Origin of the sequence: Sphingobacterium sp. WM (assembly GCF_029542465.1) — a bacterium.
Classification (GTDB): domain Bacteria; phylum Bacteroidota; class Bacteroidia; order Sphingobacteriales; family Sphingobacteriaceae; genus Sphingobacterium; species Sphingobacterium cellulitidis.
This window is the reverse complement of sequence record NZ_CP120709.1, coordinates 2,132,632-2,149,557: the sequence shown is the minus strand read 5'-3', so window position 1 is coordinate 2,149,557 and position 16,926 is coordinate 2,132,632. Positions and strand designations below refer to the sequence as shown.

At 34.4% G+C, this 16,926-nt stretch carries 16 protein-coding genes; 8 read left to right on the top strand and 8 right to left on the bottom strand.

Features of this window, described 5'->3' with window-relative positions; translation table 11 throughout:
* Window positions 1–8 precede the first annotated feature (8 nt).
* Both cysD and PZ892_RS09250 read left to right on the top strand, forming a co-directional pair.
* Complete coding sequence (gene cysD, locus PZ892_RS09255) at window positions 9–899, top strand: sulfate adenylyltransferase subunit CysD (RefSeq protein ID WP_182498599.1); 891 nt, start codon at window positions 9–11, stop codon at window positions 897–899.
* A 20-nt stretch (window positions 900–919) separates the two neighbouring features.
* Window positions 920–2,155, top strand: a complete 1,236-nt coding sequence (locus PZ892_RS09250) for a GTP-binding protein (protein ID WP_277712909.1) — start codon at window positions 920–922, stop codon at window positions 2,153–2,155.
* A gap of 362 nt (window positions 2,156–2,517) precedes the next feature.
* On the opposite strand, the gene PZ892_RS09245 is transcribed toward PZ892_RS09250, so the two are convergent.
* The 4 genes from PZ892_RS09245 to PZ892_RS09230 all read right to left on the bottom strand — a co-directional run bounded on the left by PZ892_RS09245 (window position 2,518) and on the right by PZ892_RS09230 (window position 6,523).
* Complete coding sequence (locus PZ892_RS09245) at window positions 2,518–4,257, bottom strand: ATP-binding protein (protein ID WP_277712908.1); 1,740 nt, start codon at window positions 4,255–4,257, stop codon at window positions 2,518–2,520.
* A complete protein-coding gene (locus tag PZ892_RS09240) occupies window positions 4,254–5,462 on the bottom strand; it encodes an SIR2 family protein (protein WP_277712907.1) in 1,209 nt (402 codons plus the stop codon). Before PZ892_RS09240 ends, PZ892_RS09245 begins: the two co-directional genes overlap by 4 nt.
* 77 nt (window positions 5,463–5,539) lie before the next feature.
* Entirely contained in the window at window positions 5,540–5,668 is a 129-nt protein-coding gene (locus tag PZ892_RS09235) for a hypothetical protein (RefSeq protein WP_277712906.1), read from the bottom strand.
* 489 nt (window positions 5,669–6,157) lie between these two features.
* Entirely contained in the window at window positions 6,158–6,523 is a 366-nt protein-coding gene (locus tag PZ892_RS09230) for a MerR family transcriptional regulator (RefSeq protein WP_277712905.1), read from the bottom strand.
* A gap of 125 nt (window positions 6,524–6,648) precedes the next feature.
* Here PZ892_RS09230 and PZ892_RS09225 point away from each other — a divergent pair, with 125 nt between their 5' ends.
* Window positions 6,649–7,536, top strand: coding sequence for an SDR family NAD(P)-dependent oxidoreductase (locus tag PZ892_RS09225; protein WP_277712904.1), 888 nt, complete (start codon window positions 6,649–6,651; stop codon window positions 7,534–7,536).
* 9 nt (window positions 7,537–7,545) lie between these two features.
* Here the strand turns inward: PZ892_RS09225 and PZ892_RS09220 are convergent, their stop codons facing one another.
* Together PZ892_RS09220 and PZ892_RS09215 are read right to left on the bottom strand one after the other, a co-directional pair.
* Window positions 7,546–8,148 (bottom strand): hypothetical protein, encoded by a 603-nt coding sequence (locus PZ892_RS09220; protein ID WP_277712903.1) that lies wholly within the window; start codon window positions 8,146–8,148, stop codon window positions 7,546–7,548.
* A gap of 139 nt (window positions 8,149–8,287) precedes the next feature.
* The gene (locus PZ892_RS09215) at window positions 8,288–9,058 is read right to left on the bottom strand and encodes a methyltransferase domain-containing protein (protein WP_277712902.1); all 771 of its coding nucleotides are present in this window, start codon (window positions 9,056–9,058) and stop codon (window positions 8,288–8,290) included.
* A gap of 139 nt (window positions 9,059–9,197) precedes the next feature.
* Between PZ892_RS09215 and PZ892_RS09210 the strand changes: the two genes are divergently transcribed.
* Window positions 9,198–9,911: a DUF2711 family protein gene (locus PZ892_RS09210; RefSeq protein WP_182498606.1), complete on the top strand. Its 714-nt coding sequence runs from the start codon at window positions 9,198–9,200 to the stop codon at window positions 9,909–9,911.
* A gap of 74 nt (window positions 9,912–9,985) precedes the next feature.
* The gene (locus tag PZ892_RS09205; protein ID WP_277712900.1) at window positions 9,986–11,521 is read left to right on the top strand and encodes a SulP family inorganic anion transporter; all 1,536 of its coding nucleotides are present in this window, start codon (window positions 9,986–9,988) and stop codon (window positions 11,519–11,521) included.
* 75 nt (window positions 11,522–11,596) lie between these two features.
* Here the strand turns inward: PZ892_RS09205 and PZ892_RS09200 are convergent, their stop codons facing one another.
* Entirely contained in the window at window positions 11,597–13,201 is a 1,605-nt protein-coding gene (locus PZ892_RS09200; RefSeq protein WP_277712898.1) for a M60 family metallopeptidase, read from the bottom strand.
* 206 nt (window positions 13,202–13,407) lie between these two features.
* Here PZ892_RS09200 and bla point away from each other — a divergent pair, with 206 nt between their 5' ends.
* The 3 genes from bla to PZ892_RS09185 all read left to right on the top strand — a co-directional run bounded on the left by bla (window position 13,408) and on the right by PZ892_RS09185 (window position 15,986).
* Window positions 13,408–14,307, top strand: a complete 900-nt coding sequence (bla, locus tag PZ892_RS09195) for a class A beta-lactamase (RefSeq protein WP_277712897.1) — start codon at window positions 13,408–13,410, stop codon at window positions 14,305–14,307.
* 80 nt (window positions 14,308–14,387) lie between these two features.
* Window positions 14,388–14,951 carry a DUF4256 domain-containing protein gene (locus PZ892_RS09190; protein WP_277712896.1) on the top strand — a complete coding sequence of 188 codons (564 nt, stop codon included), beginning with the start codon at window positions 14,388–14,390 and terminating at the stop codon, window positions 14,949–14,951.
* Between the two features lie 534 nt (window positions 14,952–15,485).
* Window positions 15,486–15,986 carry a YfbM family protein gene (locus PZ892_RS09185; RefSeq protein WP_277712895.1) on the top strand — a complete coding sequence of 167 codons (501 nt, stop codon included), beginning with the start codon at window positions 15,486–15,488 and terminating at the stop codon, window positions 15,984–15,986.
* Window positions 15,987–16,004: 18 nt separating this feature from the next.
* Here PZ892_RS09185 and PZ892_RS09180 read toward each other — a convergent pair whose 3' ends face one another.
* Window positions 16,005–16,907, bottom strand: coding sequence for a sugar phosphate isomerase/epimerase family protein (locus PZ892_RS09180; protein WP_277712893.1), 903 nt, complete (start codon window positions 16,905–16,907; stop codon window positions 16,005–16,007).
* Window positions 16,908–16,926: the final 19 nt, after the last annotated feature.

Below are 16,926 nucleotides of genomic sequence, written 5' to 3'. Positions count from 1 at the left end.
TTTACAAAATGGATTACTTAGATCATTTAGAGGCAGAAGCCATTTATATATTGAGAGAAGTGGCTGGACAATTCGAAAATCCCGCTCTTTTATTCTCCGGTGGTAAAGATTCCATCACCCTGGTCCATTTAGCAAAAAAAGCTTTCCGACCTGGAAAATTCCCGTTCCCATTGGTACATATTGATACTGGGCATAACTTTCCTGAAACTATTCAATTCCGGGATTGGCTAGTAGATCAAATTGGCGAAAAACTAATCGTAGGTTATGTCCAAGAAAGTATCGATGCTGGAAAGGTAGTTGAACAAAAGGGGAAAAATGCCAGTAGGAATGCCCTTCAGACAGTTACATTATTAGATACCATCGAGAAAAATGGCTTTGATGCTTGTATTGGTGGTGCCCGAAGGGATGAAGAAAAAGCAAGAGCTAAGGAAAGAATCTTCTCCGTTAGGGATGATTTTGGTCAATGGGATCCTAAAAGACAAAGACCTGAACTTTGGAATATCTTTAATGGAAAGATTCAAAAAGGGGAGAACGTCCGGGTATTCCCAATCTCCAATTGGACGGAACTGGATGTATGGAATTATATCAAGCGTGAAAAAATTGAACTACCATCCATCTATTTCTCCCATAAAAGAGATGTCGTATTTAGGAATGGGCAATGGATGGCCGCAGATCCTGCACTTCAAATAGATCAAGATGATATTATAGAACATAAATCAGTTAGGTTCAGAACTGTAGGAGATATGACTTGTACTGCCGCTGTAGATTCAGAAGCAACTGAATTGGATGATATTATCAATGAAATCAAGGCATCAACTGTTAGTGAACGCGGTGCTCGTCTGGATGACAAAGTCTCTGAAGCAGCAATGGAAGACCGTAAAAAACAAGGCTATTTTTAATTAATTGTGGAGGATATTAGATGAATATTTTGAAATTTCTAACGGCTGGATCTGTAGATGATGGTAAAAGTACCTTGATCGGCCGTCTTTTATATGATACCAATTCCATCCTGGATGACCAATTGGAAGCTATTCAAAAAGCAAACCGTAAAAATGACGATGGTACAATCGATTTGGCTATCCTGACGGATGGATTAAAAGCTGAACGTGAACAGGGAATTACAATCGATGTAGCCTATAAATATTTCCAAACTGAAAAAAGGAAATTTATTATCGCTGATGCACCCGGACATATTCAATATACCCGAAATATGGTGACTGGAGCCTCAAATTCAGATTTGATCATCATCCTGGTCGATGCTAGAAAAGGAGTTATTGAACAGACGAAACGCCATTCTTTTATTGCCAAAATATTGGGAATCAAAAAGGTATTGGTATGTGTCAATAAAATGGATATGCTGGATTACGAACTGGCTGTTTTTGAAAACATCAAAACGGACTACCTAAACCTAGCCAATAAATTAGGTTTGGAAGATGTTGATTTTATTCCTGTATCAGCTTTAAAAGGTGATAATATCGTTCAAAAATCCCAGAGAATGCCTTGGTATCATGGTGCATCCTTACTAACTTACCTAGAAGATATTGAATTTGAGGAGCTTACAAATAAAGGCTGGCGTTTCCCGGTACAATGGGTGGTACGCCCGCAAAGTGCTGATTTACACGATTATAGAGGATATGCAGGACGTGTGTTAGGAGAGGGGCTGAAAGTAGGAGAAGAGGTGCTGGTTTTACCAAACGGCTATAAATCAACCATTAAGGCCATAGAATTTGATAATCAACAATTAAATGAAGCAGAGAATGGATCTTCAGTAATAATCCATTTAGCGGATGAAATTGATATTTCCAGAGGCGATTTTATTGTAAGTGCAAATCATCCAGCTAAAACAGAGAAGTCCTTTGAAGCGAATATCTCATGGTTTGAAAATAAGGAACTAGACTTATCTCAAATTTATTTACTAAAAACTCATTCTAAGGTTAGTAAAATTAAAATCCCTGAGATTTTATTTAAATATGATGTACATACGCAAGAACCACAATATGACCAAGCCATCGGTTTAAATGATATTGGCAGAGTATTAATAAAATCTGCTGATGAAATTGTGTATGACCAACAACAAGATTTTCCAGAAAATGCTAGAGCAATCATTATTGATCCTAGAACTAATATTACAGTAGCTGCAGCAATTATTCAATAGCAATAAAATTTTTATTCATATAACCATTGGTAGGAAGGTTGGCTATGTAGTCAACCTTTTTTATGATTGCTTAAATGGAAGGGTATATTCAGTAATTACTATTTAACATAATATAAATTATTTGACTAATATATTATTGCGCTTGTATGCGGCTAGATTCAAAAAACTGAAATAAATAATAGTAAATAAAATTTTGAATTTATTATTGTCGTCATATTGCTTTCACGCTATTTCGGCTGGTAAACAATATATGATGTCATTTCTATAATTTTTGTCTACTAAATCAACAAGATTTTCAAATTCTTCAATTTGTTAAATACCTTTTCAAAATCACCAACTTTTTAATCATTACATACCGTTAATTAAAATTTAGGTGTATTAAATGAAGGTTCAATTGAAGGCAGATCAATCTTTATAGACAAAGGCATTGGAAAGTCTACCCCCATTATGATAGCTTCTCCTGAACCCAATGAAGGTAAAAAAGATAAAGTTTCCTTATTTGCAGTAGAACAAGCACTTGAAATCGCTTCTTTATCATAAAGATTGATGAGTCGATGTGTTACAAACGTTCCCATTTGACTCAATGTTCCTATAGGTATGTCTCTAGGCATCTGAGTAGCCAAACATAGAAATAATCCATATTTGCGGCTTTCTTTTGCAATACTGTCAAATGCGCTTAATTCGGTACTTTCAAAATACTCATCTTTTACTTTTTTATTCAAAAATTGATGTGCTTCATCAACAAATAAAACTAATGGTTTATCTCTAAAAACTAGTGTTCTTGACTTATTTAATAAGTACTTACCCAAAGCATTTGCAAGTATTTCTCTTGCTTGAAAATCATATGGTACATCTTCAAAACTTATTCTTAAAATGTTTTTGTCAGGATTTATGAGAAAATTTTCTATTTGAGTTATTAAATTATTGGCAGAAGTTTGATTATTAAACCCAAACATACCAGTATATTTTTCATTTGAAATGATATTGTTGATCCTAATAATTAAACTTGTAGCATTACCAAAATTCCTTATATCTCTTCCACTCCATTTAAATTCATTAGTAAAATAGCATTCGTTGCTAATCTGCTTATGTAATAATGCTATATCAAAATCATTTTGAGAAAAATCCTCAATGATTTCTTTATATTTAAAAATTGCATTATTAAATGGGATAATTTCATTTTCACTTTTTACCAACAAACCTTTGGTTACTTGTACATTCTTACCTTTTATACTAAATAAATAGTTTTCTTCTTCATTAGGAGTTAGGTTATATGTCGGATCAGTTAATAAACATTTTGCTAATTTTAATGATTTTATTGCATCTAACAGCATTGGTTGTTGTACTTGACCTGATGGTCTAAATAAGACAAATAAATCATTTATTGTGAGATTTTGATATGGAAAATAACTATCTGTAATAAGTTTAGTGCTCTCTACTTTATGGTTAGTATCTAAACCACTATATTCACCTGTAGGGTCAATTATAATTGCTCTAGAATTTGAATCTATAATACCTTCTATAAACTTACTTATTGTATAACTTTTGCCACCTCCAGTAGTACCAACAACAGCACAATGCCTAGCAAATAATGATTGTAAAGATAGATGGACAGGGACGTTCTTATCATAAATTAAATTACCTAATTTGATGGTAGGTGCAGTTTTTAAATCTTCTGTTTTTACACCAAATTTTTTAAAATGAGTCGATAAAAATTCTGACGAACAAATAAAAACTTTTGATCCAATCAATGGCAAGGAATTTACTCCTTTTTCTATATTTGAAGGATTAAATAAATCGAAGGATAATAGAACTTCTAATCTGCCAGTTGGGTGAAATTCTTTAGTTGAAAATGTTTTCTCACTCAATTCTAATCTTTCTTTTTCAGGTAAAGTCACCTCCAAAAGCTTACATAGAAAACCTTTGTCCTCCCCCTCAATTACAACATAATTTCCAACTAAACCTCCTTTTAGTACTTCAGAGTTATGGAAAAATGACTTCATTAAAATAGATGAAGGAAAATGTATTTTTATAAAAGAAGGTGATACATGGTTAACATAACCTAAAAAATGACTGTGTAAGAACGGATTAATTTTCATCATTGAGCAGTTGGTAGATTAATAATTATTTGTTTACTTGAATCGTGATTATAAGTTTGTAAATCAGGATAATTATTTGAAAAATCTTCAAAAGTTTCTGCGACTATTGAAATATTAGAATATACATTAGCCGCCTCAATGAAAGGTTTTAAATTTTCATTGCTTTCATCAATACTGAGATTAATTATCATTAGTTGAAAACTTGGATTCTGTTCCAAAGCCTCAATAATAGATGTTACAATGTGTTTATCTCCAAAGCTAAATCCAATAGTAATTAAGAATACGTTTTCTTTTCTTAAACTATTCTGAAATCTAGACATCATTTCAAAATAAGGTTGTTCATATGAACTTTCGTATTTTGATTGATGTGGATAAATCATCAAAGGAGATTCAATTCCTTCTCGTTGATAAATTTTGTTTTCAATTTTCTCCCAATTTACAGAACCATGTAACTTATATAAATGGAAAACCTTCTCTATAAAATTATCTTCTTCTTTAACTCTACTCTGATTTCTACTTACAATATCAAAATCGAAATTACGCCCACTAAAAACTCTAGGAATTCCAAATGAAAAGCCATCTATTACTGTGAAATTATTCTTACTTGCCGCTTGTTCAAACATTGTATCATAATTCAATGTAAAAAGTTTGAACCTTGGAAGCGTAACTTTTCTTTTTGTCATTTTATTTAACAAAATGGAATGAGGGGCATTACTTGGCATTTCCAACATGCACGCATCTTTAATAAAAGCCTTAATCTTATTAACACAATCTACTAAATCAATAATAGCTTTATCAACATAAGGTATTGCAGGTGTAGCCATAGATAAGACTTTTTCTAAATTTTTTACAATTTCACCATCTGGCCAATAATCATTGTATTTTATTACCTCTAATAATTTATTAAAAACATCGGTTCCTAATTCAGTTTTAACATTATCCCACAAATTAACCATCGATTTACCGACTTTACCATCTACACCCCAATCAATAGAAGATCCTGCACCTGTTAGCAAGACAAGATTTTCAAATTGATGGTTTAAAGTTTTTGAATATTTTTTTCTTTTAGTAGCAACAGCATAATCAATTCTATTTTCACTGCTTTCTTTAAAATCATGCTCTTTACCATCAATAAATACTTTTACATCATTAGGTTCAGTATCATCATATGCAACAGAGCTTTTATTATTGAGTAGAATTTGTTTCATAAATTAGTTTATTTTAGTAAAAAGACTTAGCCAAATGACTAAGTCTTTTAATATCCAGATATTTTGTTACACATAAATTATTTCTTTGAGCTTTTTGAAGGTTTCAAAGAGGGTGTGTTGCCTGGTGTGTTTTTATTATCACGCTGACGTTGATCTGGCTTACCTGTTGAGGTAGCAATGCGTTTTGGACCTGGTTTTAATGCCATAATTTTATTATTTTTAATAAAACAATTAATAACCAACAAGCTAATTGATAATTTTTATTTAGGAACGAGATCAAAATGTCATTTTATCTAATAAATTCTTCTTAACAGTAATAATAAGAAAAACGTTGATTTCAACAAAAATCGATTTTTGGTCTCAGCCTGTCCTAAAAGAGGATCCCAATTTATTATCTTATTACCTCTTCTTAGATAAAGATAATGCTACTTCATTTAGTAAAAAACTAATAGTTTTCCACAATTATCATTAAATTGTTGAATGAACTATTTTCTACTCATAAGTTATAAGGAGTTATTAGATAGGTTGTTTCAAAATTGATTTTATATGTAAAAATTATTATCAATCACTCAACATAAACATCACTTTTCGTCATTCCCATTTTTGAGGTTGTAAATTTTCTGCGGATATATTGGAATTCTCCGATCGAAAGCATCATATTCATGACTATGTCACCCAAGAATATATTACTTATCTCAGCAATTACCACTTCCTAAACTCTCAATAACTTCCTGTAATCTTTTCTTGATATTTTTTAATTGCTTGACCTTTATATCAATTACCTGAACCTTGGACTTAAACATTTCAATTTGCTCTTGGCTATTAGATTTTGGATTATACCAACTTTCCAATAGTTTCCGAATCTCTGCCAGCGTAAATCCAACTTCTTTAGCCTCTAAAATAATTTCCAAACGCTCAATTACATTGTTGTCATACCGTTTGTAATTATTCGTTTTTACAGTCTCATCCTTGATTCCTTGGATCAAACCAAGATTCTCATAATAGCGAATAGTATGGATGCTTACCCCTATCTTGTTTGATAATTCGTTGATTAATAACATAATAATAAATTTTAACAAAACTTTGACATAGTGTAGGGTATAGTCTATACTTGTTAGATGTAAAACTAGTATATACTTTTGTATCAACAAAATAATAGCGAAGATTAATAAATATTAAAAGCATCATGGAAAGCAAAATCATACTAATTACAGGAAGTACAGATGGAATAGGAAAAATAACAGCAACCGAACTTGCAAAACAAGGACATACTGTAATCATTCACGGACGGAATTTGGAAAAGGCTGAAAAAGTTCGCCAAGAAATACAAAACCAAACCGGAAATCCTAATGTCGACTTCCTAATTGCTGACCTGCTTTCTATGGCTGAAATCAAAAAAATGGCAGAAGCTTTTATCATTAAATACAAGCATTTAGATGTATTGATTAATAATGCAGGTGCCATCTTTGGTAAAGATAGAACCATCACTAAAGATGGTTTTGAACAAACGATGATGCTTAATTTATTAGCTCCATTCTTATTGACAGATTTACTAATGGAATCACTTCAAAAAAGCCAATCTGCAAGGATCATCAATCTTTATTCAGCTATGCATAGACGTGCTGGAAAACCAGATTTTAATGATTTTCAACTTGAAAAAAATTATAAGACTGATCGGGCTTATGGATTATCAAAACTCTATTTAGTTTGGACAACAAAACATTTGGCTCGGCTATTAAAAGCAAAAGGAATCAATAATATTACCGTAAATGCATGTCATCCTGGCGCTGTAGCTACTAATTTTGGACAAGATGCAGATAAAGGTTTTATCATAAATCTTATTTTTAAAGTAGCCTTAAAACTTATGCCTAAACCAGAAACTGGTGCAAGAACAAGTATTTACCTTGCTACTTCTCAAGAAGTTGAAAATGTTTCTGGCCAATTTTTCAACCAAAAAATGAAATTCGAAAAACCCGATGATAAATATTACTCTCTAGAAAATGAACAAACAGTATGGGAGTATTGTATGAAGGCAACAGAAAAGTTTAGAGCAAATTTGATTTCAGCTATATAAAAAGTATTATCACTCAGTATAAATATCACTTTTCGTCGTTCCCATTTTTGAGGCTGTAAATTTTCCACGGATATATTGGTTTCCACCATTTGAAAGCTTCATATTCATGATTAAATCACCTGAGAAAATGATTCTTTGATATTTGCGGTTGACCTTAATCTTATTGATATGTCCCGTGATAAACTGCGTAATGACTGGACGCTGGCTGGAAATAAAGGATGTATCCACAATGGCATGGGATATGGATAAAGAGTCTTTTGGCGTTGAGAACCAATTGAAATTATCCATTTTGATTAAGGGTAATTCTACTTTATGCTTAAAGTTTAAATGTTGCGGAAGATCTAATTGGATTTCTAAACTATCTTTTACATTCGTAAATAATTTCCCAAAATCTACCTTGCTAACTGCAGGAACGAAAGTCTGCTCATAATCCTCCAAATCTTCCCAAATTGTATCAAGACGAATGTTCTCTGTATTAACCGTAGCTATTTCCGAAATATAATATTGATCTTCATCATCACCAATACGTTTGCTGGTTTCGCTTTCCTTGGAACAGGAAAGAGCAAAAAGACTTAGCAAAAAGAAGAATTTAATTGAATTCTTTACTTTCATAATTTAAGAAATGGAATATTCCATGGAATAATTTGGCACTAATTTAGTAAATATATGTAATCCCAAATATTTTTTTAACCAAAATTAACTCCTTAAGCCTCAAAGTATCAGTAGCTTTCAATCAAAATGCAGTTGCTGCCTACTTTTTCATCCTTCCGTAAATCAAAATTCTTTTAAATGCATAGATGGCTGGAAATTTTGAATAGTGCTCCCCTACTCTTTTCTTGTATTCCGACACAAATCCTTCTTGCTCCTGATCCTTTAATAATTCCAGGTATGGAATAAGTGCGGAACCAGAAATAAAATCATATAGTTCCTCAACATTTTCAGCTATGATAGGATAAACCTTCTGGGAAATCTCAATTTCTTGAATACCCTGATCAAATAAGATATGAGCATATTCATCCATGGTCAATACGGGTGATAGCCTAGAAAATTGATTTAACTGACCTGCAAAAGGCTCTTCTTGAACCTGATTTAACAGTATTTGATTTAAGATATTCTCATTTTGTACCGGCATTTGGATGGCCAACTGACCTCCAGGATTAAGTCTTTGAATAATTTTTGGAAACAAGCTGGCATGATCATCAATCCATTGAAGTGCTGCATTACTGAAAATAAGATCCCATTTTTGATCGGAATCCATGGCTGTTTCAATTCCTTCCAACTTAAATTTTAGCCTATTGTTCTCATATCCTTTGGATTGTTCCAACATTTCTGCCGAACTGTCAACTCCTAAAATTTTAGCATCCTTAAATCGATTTGTGATAATGGCCGTTTGTTCTCCAGTTCCACATCCCAAATCAATGCCTTCCATGGCCACTTCATCTTCTATTAAACTTAATAAGTCATAAAATGGCTTGTAACGTATATCTTTATAGCGATTGTAAACTTCTGGATCCCAAGGCATAAATTTTAATTTTGATTGATTCAAATCTATTAATAATAAAAGCAATGTATACTTTATTTTAACAATAAAATCCCAAATAACCTAAAAGAATTTTAATAACTTAGTTTTGAAAATACAATTTGACCAAACTGCTTAGCCCATGAAAAGTATCAGAAAATTACCCGATATGGACAGAAGTACAATTGGTCCGGCCGTTGATATTCCTATATTGACCTTCTACGAAGGTATCTTTGATTCGGTATTTCTCTCCTTGAATCCCTTTCTTCAATTACTCGATTCATCCACCCTTAAAATGGAGGAATTTTGGAATGAAGATCTACTCGATGATTTTAAAAAGCGAATTATTGAGAATACCAGCCCTATTTCCTGGCATGAAATCTTGATGTTGACCGGATTTAACAACATTATTAAAATCGATGTAGCCTTGCGTACTGCAATTACGGGATTGGTCGAAGAAAAAAGAAACTGTGTCTGGGAGGATATATTAATCCAAATAACGGATAAAAATCAGATGTTTATCCCTTCAGAAGGTTGTTTCCCTGAAATTCAAATAAATTTTATCCTTAAAGCCATAAAAAGGCAAGGTTATGATTGGATTTGTTTGGGAACTGAGTTTGGGGATTGTATGGAATTGGTCTGGATTGATGATCTGATAAATGATGTTATAGGAATTCAGCATAACAGAAACTTGTATACCTATGACAGGAAAATATTGATCACCTGCCATTGGGATAGCTTTCAGGTCTATATTTGTTCTAGCCATGCCACGGTTAAAAAAATTGTTCATGATGCTCGCCTTGAAGGTTTTTATGCCAACCAAAAAACTGAAGTGTATTGGAGTACTAGAAAATAATTCTGAATAGTATCCGAATTACCCCTATCATTTTCGACTATATTTCTCATTTTTGTTTTTCTATTATTAGATCAATGAAGCTTCAAGCCATCAATCTGCTCTCTAAGGAAAAGATAAACTATAAAAACGAAATACTTGCTGGATTAACGGTCTCCATGACCATGATTCCGGAATCTTTATCATTTGCCATTTTAGCTGGATTAAGCCCCTTAACGGGATTGTATGCCGCCTTTTTAATGGGTATAGTGACTGCAATTCTTGGCGGTAGACCGGGCATGGTATCCGGTGGTGCCGGCGCAACTATCGTTGTTTTGATGGCCCTAGCCGCTTCTCATGGGGTTGAATACCTCTTTGCAGCCGTGGCATTGGCGGGATTGATGCAAATTCTTGTCGGTGCCTTTAAATTAGGAAAGTTTATCCGATTGATTCCCCAACCCGTGATGTATGGCTTCCTAAACGGACTTGCCATCATTATTTTTATGGCTCAACTCAAGCAATTTAAGTTTATCCAAAATGGAGCCGAAGTATGGATGTCGGGAACTCCCCTACTTATCATGGCGGCTTTGACGCTATTGACCATAATCGTCGTATTAACTTTTCCTCGAATAACAAAAGCAGTTCCGGCCTCCTTGGTCGCTATTATGCTGACCTTCGCTTTGGTTTATTTTCTAAAGATTGATACCAAAAAAGTCATTGATATAGCCTCCGTAAGTGGTTCATTTCCATCTTTGCATATCCCGAATGTGCCATTCAATCTGGAAACTTTAAAGATAATCTTTCCCTATGCATCTGTTATGGCAGCAGTTGGTTTGATCGAATCCTTATTGACCCTGAATATGGTGGATGAGATCACCAATACCAAAGGTAGTTCTAACCAAGAGGCAATCGCGCAAGGTTCCGCAAATGTCATTAATGGATTCTTTGCGGCCATGGGTGGTTGCGCTATGGTCGCTCAAACCCTCGTGAACATCAATGCTGGAGCAAGAACTAAAATATCAGCCATGGTCGGTGCATTAGGGATACTATTTGTGGTCCTAGTTGGCGGAAATGTGATCGAACAAATCCCCATGGCAGCCTTGGTAGGTGTCATGATGATGGTGGCCATTTCTACCTTTCAGTGGGGATTTCTCAGATTGCTGAATAAAATGCCCAAATCCGACGTTATCGTCGGTATTTTGGTCGCTGCAATAACCGTCATCCTCCATAATTTAGCCCTCGCAGTATTAGTGGGTGTCATTATCTCTGCATTGGTGTTCTCCTGGGACAATGCCAAAAGAATTCGTGCAAGGAAGTCTGTGGCAGAAAATGGTGCCAAAATCTATGAAATTTACGGTCCCCTATTCTTTGGATCTACGAGTAATTTCATGGATAAATTTGACTTCCAAGAAGATCCTGAACATATTATTATCGACTTTCAAGAATCTCGGGTGGTTGATATGTCGGCCATTGAAACCCTGAAGAAGCTAATTCAGAAATACCAGGAACAACATAAAAAGGTTACCCTCAGACATCTGAGTCCAGATTGCGTCCGATTATTGGATAATGCAAAAGGTTTTATCGAAGTGGATATTGAAGAAGATCCAACTTATAAGGTTATGCCTAAAGGATAAAATGACTGCATAAAAAAGGCGGAACTTAATGTCCGCCTTTATCTATACTTAGCTCAGGTTTTTCAACAGGCTTTTTTAAATCTTATCTGTTAGGGTACTGATATCCAACTTAGGCTTAGCAAGATTCATTGCTTTGATTGCTGATTTACAAGCATCCACCATCTCCTGAGTCATCTTATACTCATAATCCCCGTAATCATCATATTTCATTTCACCCACATAGAAAAATCCATATTGGTCAAAGAATTCAGTTAAATCAGTTTTCGAAACCTGACAAGCAGTTTTGATGAAGTTCAATTGATGTACTGCTGGATTTCTCTCCACAACAGTTGCCTCTTTCCCCCATCTTTCACGGATTCTTTGACGACTCGGACTATTATTACTGTTTTGATTTCTTAAGGTTTCAAATAAATCTGGGTAAAAATCTGGATTGTTTCCAGCTCCTTCAAAATAAAGCTGTAATTGCCAAAATGGAACCAATCGGTTGAAAACATCGGGATCTTGTAGATAGGAAATCTTTTTATCAATAATGCTCGCCCTAGCTTTACTGAAGTTATCTTGATCTAGAATCCGAGATTCATTACCAAAGGAACGCATAACATATAGGGAATAGATATTGTTACTTACTTCACCTAATCCACCCCAACTTAACATTGGACTTGTTTGGTGAACATGACCTACCTCATGACTAAATCCCCAACATGGATCCCCATTGATTACAGAACTTGGATCCAATACCATTTTCATCGCATAACCTTGTTTATCCCCCATATAAGCAACTCCATCCCCATCTCTAAACATATAATAGTTATAGTTTACACGAGCTAAAATCTTATTATCCGGAACCTTATTATACTTGATCAATCCCATCAATCGGTGTTGACGATATACCAATGAATCGTAATTGCTGATCAGCTCCTTCCCTCTTCCATAAGCAAATTTCTTAAGGTCTTCGACAGGATAAGCCGTTTGAATATGCTTTCCTTTTGCATCTAAGATTGGATAGACAGCATGGTCCAGAAAGGAATTCCAATCTTGATCTGAATGTTTATTGATATCAAAATAACCATTCGCTTGACCTGAAATAAAGTGAACAGAAATTGGTTTCTCTTCCTTTGGTTTATCAGAGAAATAACTGATATAGGCCAAGCTCCCGAAATCCTTAAGGTCAATAATATTAACCCCATTTCGTAAGACAAACTCCTTTTTTTCTATTCCCCAGCCTTTTGGATCCTTGGTTGGCTCCTCAGGATTTGGAGCTTTACGTAACCAATTAGGTACTATCAATTTTATATCCTTTCCTTCCACAATCCCATCTGCAATCAAGATATGCTTGCCTTCCGGAAGATAAACACCGGTTACATTCTCATATTTGCTATAACCATCCCCAATACTCAATTGCTGTCCTAAGGTGCGAGGTGATAATAAAGCCTCATAGGTATGATATTTATATTCATTGATTTTCTTTCCTGCTTTAAGCTCATTGGCCAACAAACGAATGTCATCATTCTTGATTTGATCAATTTGTTTCTTGTTTATACCTTTTTTAAGCTGCAAGGCTAATCCATCTTGAAAGACTGTTAAATCAGAGTATACCTGATGCAATTCTTCTGCTGTCTGAGCTTGAAGACCAGCAGTCAGGACTAATGCCAAGGAAAAGGTTAATAAGGTTTTTTTCATAATTATTGATTTGAACAGTTCCTAAAATACATGATTTTTATTATCTCGTAAACGCCCTATTTATCCGTAAGGCTTTAATTGCCCTGTATTTGATGTTGCAATCGTTTGAGTAAAAAATCTATTTCTTTTCTTAATTTTATAGTTTTACCGAAAAACAATAATATCCACTCCCTATCGTTCAAATTTTAGACATACAATTATTCCAAATGAGAAAACAAATTTACTGCCTAATCTTCCTCTTTATTGGCTTTTCATGCCCTTCTTCAGCGCAAACTCACACCGAACTAAAAAAGCAAATCGATAAAATTTTAAAAAGCTATGATGCAAAGGTTGGAATAGCTATCCATAATCATGACTTTAGCGATAGCCTCATTATTAATGGGAACCATAAGTATCCTTTACAGAGTACTTATAAATTTCATTTAGGCATAGTAATTCTCGACCAAGTGGATAAAGGGAAATTATCACTTGACCAACCTGTTGTATTCAGTAAAGAAATGATGAATACGGATTTATATAGCCCAATCAAGGATAAATTTCCTAATGGCGTTACCTTACCTTTAAGTGAAGTTATGCGGTATACCATAGCTGAAAGTGACAACCTCGGTTGTGATGCCATGTTTGAATTGCTTGCTGGACCAGATAAGGTTCAGGAATATTTTGAAGAGAAGGGTTATACTGAACAATCCATCAAAACCAATGAAGCGGTACAACAGGCAGACTGGGATATTCAATTTCAAAACTGGACCAAGGTTAGCCAGGCTAATAAAATCTTGTTTGACTATTATACAAATACCAAAAATCTGCTTTCAGAAAGTTCACATAAGTTTCTTTGGGATACCATGCGTTCTACAAGCACCGGCAAGAATAGAATAAAAGGACTATTGCCAAAAGGAACAACAGTTGCTCATAAAACCGGGTATTCTGGAATGAATAAAATGACCGGAATTACAGCTGCAGTCAATGATATAGGCGTCATCAGTCTGCCTAATGGTCAAGTGCTTTATATTTCAGTCTATGTAACAGATTCCAAAGAAACTGAACCTCAAAGTGCCAGCATTATTGCAAAAGTATCCAAAGCCGCTTTTGACTATTTTAATAAATAACATTAAAATCCAATGAATTTCAAAACAACTCGATTAATTTCCTGTTTGAACAATTAACTTTGTTATTTACTGAATCCAAAATGAAACCAACAAGTCACACATTAGATCCACAACGCATGGAGGAACTCTATGCAATCCTACAAAAGAGATTTGAAAAGAACATGCATAGGCATCCTAACCTGAACTGGTCAGATGTTAAATCCAAATTAGATGCTTCTCCGGAGAAATTATGGTCCATCAATGAAATGGAGATTACCGAGGGGGAACCCGATGTCGTATCAATTTATGATAATGACGAAATCATTTTTATAGATTGTTCTCCAGAAAGCCCAAAAGGAAGGCGTAGTTTATGTTATGATGAAGAGGCTCTAGAGTCAAGAAAAGAACATAAGCCTAAGGATTCAGCAATCAATCTTGCCAAGCATATGAGCGTAAAAATCCTGAATGAACAAGAATATGCTGCATTGCAATCATTGGGGCAATTTGATGCTAAAACCTCTAGCTGGCTAGAAACACCTTCTGAAATTCGCGAAAAAGGCGGTGCTATCTTTGGTGACTTCCGTTTTGGTCGTGTATTCACCTACCATAATGGTGCGGAATCTTACTATGCGGCTCGTGCTTTTCGAGCAATCCTAACTCTTTAAATATCCGCCGCTGCTTGACAAGCTCTGACAGGTAGAAAATCGTTGACGACAAACTTAGAAAGACAAAGAATTATTTTGGTAAAATCTATTGAATAAACCTTGCGCTTTTTGTCAACCTATTTCAGTACAAGACACAACCTATATCCGTAGAAGACATCTGTATTTAATTGTAGTAAAGTTCAATTATGACTCAGCGCTTTACCTCACTTTCTACGGACTTTCTCCGGACCTTCTTCGGACCTTGTTCGGAAAAATTCGAACAAGGTCCGACAATGATCCGAAGGAATTCAGACCCAAATCCTTGGAAACACAAAATTATTTCTGAGTTCCTCCCTTATAAGAATCGAACTCTTTATTCAATTGAAAATCGTCGCTAGACATTTTAAATAAAAAGCCAATTTTTAACATAGTGTAGGATGAATTGTCTTATTATGGCATAATTATTTCTTTTAGATAGGTATTGACAAGTATGGACGAGAATGGTATTCACTTAGATTCATTCCTTTTGCTTATATTTATTATAAACTTTAGATTATGGAGATGTACTGTACTCTTCGTCGGGTAAGTCAAGAGAAATTAGATTCTTATATTCAGGATAATCATTTATTATTGGAAGATTTCTTTTCCAATGAATTTAGGGAAGTGCCGCAGTTGGATATTGATAAATCTTGGGCAGGAATCCAATTTTTATTGGAGAAGGTATCGGAACAACAAGATAGCGGTCTTAATTTTGCGGAGGTAATATCTGGAAACTCAAGCATACATAAGATTGGAGATTCCTATGAAGAACGTGTAAAATACTTGGTTCCCAAGGACGTAAAAGTACTTAATGAAGCATTAAAAACGCTTAAATCAGAGCAGTTGAGAACTCATTTTAATTCGAAAGCTATGCTGGAACTTGCGATATATCCTGGGATTTGGCAAGACGAACATAGCTTTGCGTATTTAAGTGAATATTTTACAAAACTTCAAAGCTTTTACCAACATGCCAGTTGGGCCAACGAAGCTGTGGTTATCATGATAAATCCTTCATGATTAGGATTTCTGAAAAGATTATGAACGGATAATTTGATCCAATTGTTCTGATAATTTCTGAAGAACTGTTCTATCCCCTCCATTCACCTCCAAGGTCATGTATTCGCCTTTATAATTGATCTTTTTAATGGTTTCCATGACTTTAGCCCAGTTGACATCACCTTTGGTCAATTCCACATTAAAGCCTTTTCCTACCCCGCCATCATTCATGATTTTCGTGCTGTATTCCTTAACGTGCAATTTAAAGACCTTATCACCCAAAACTTCTAACCAATGATCTGGCCATCCATATCGCAATATATTGCCCAGATCAAAATACCAACCTACCAAGGGATGATTTATTTTATCCAAAAAATCCTTGGCTTCAATTGGACTTAGAATAAAATTATTCCAAACGTTTTCTAAACCAATTTTGATCCCAGTATTTTCTGCATAGGGAATCAGTTTCTTGATAGAACCCAAAGCATTGTTATAAGCTGTTTGATAAGAAACCTTATCATTTACGACTCCTGGAACAACAAGAACCGTATCGCCACCTAGCTTTTTGGTTTCTTCTAAAGATTGACCAATGGATTTGATGATAAAACTTCGAACTTCAGCATCAGGATCTGATAATGGTTTTCCCCAATGGTCTTTATTGACTGTACTAGGTATTTCAACTCCGGTTTTATCGCGAGCATCTAATAATTCCTTGATTGGAATATCAAGCGGACTGTTAAATTCAATTCCGTCAAATCCTAGATCTTTTACTAGTTTGAATTTGTCCAAAACAGAAAGTTCCTCCTTGATCATCCAATAGCCTAATCCTTTTTTGATTTTTAGGGGATCGGCAGACAGACCGAATGGATTAGCGAATGCTTGAGATGTTAAAGCAGCAGTTCCAAGTATTCCTAAGGATTTAATAAAATCTTTACGTTGCATAGGTTAAATAAAATGTGAA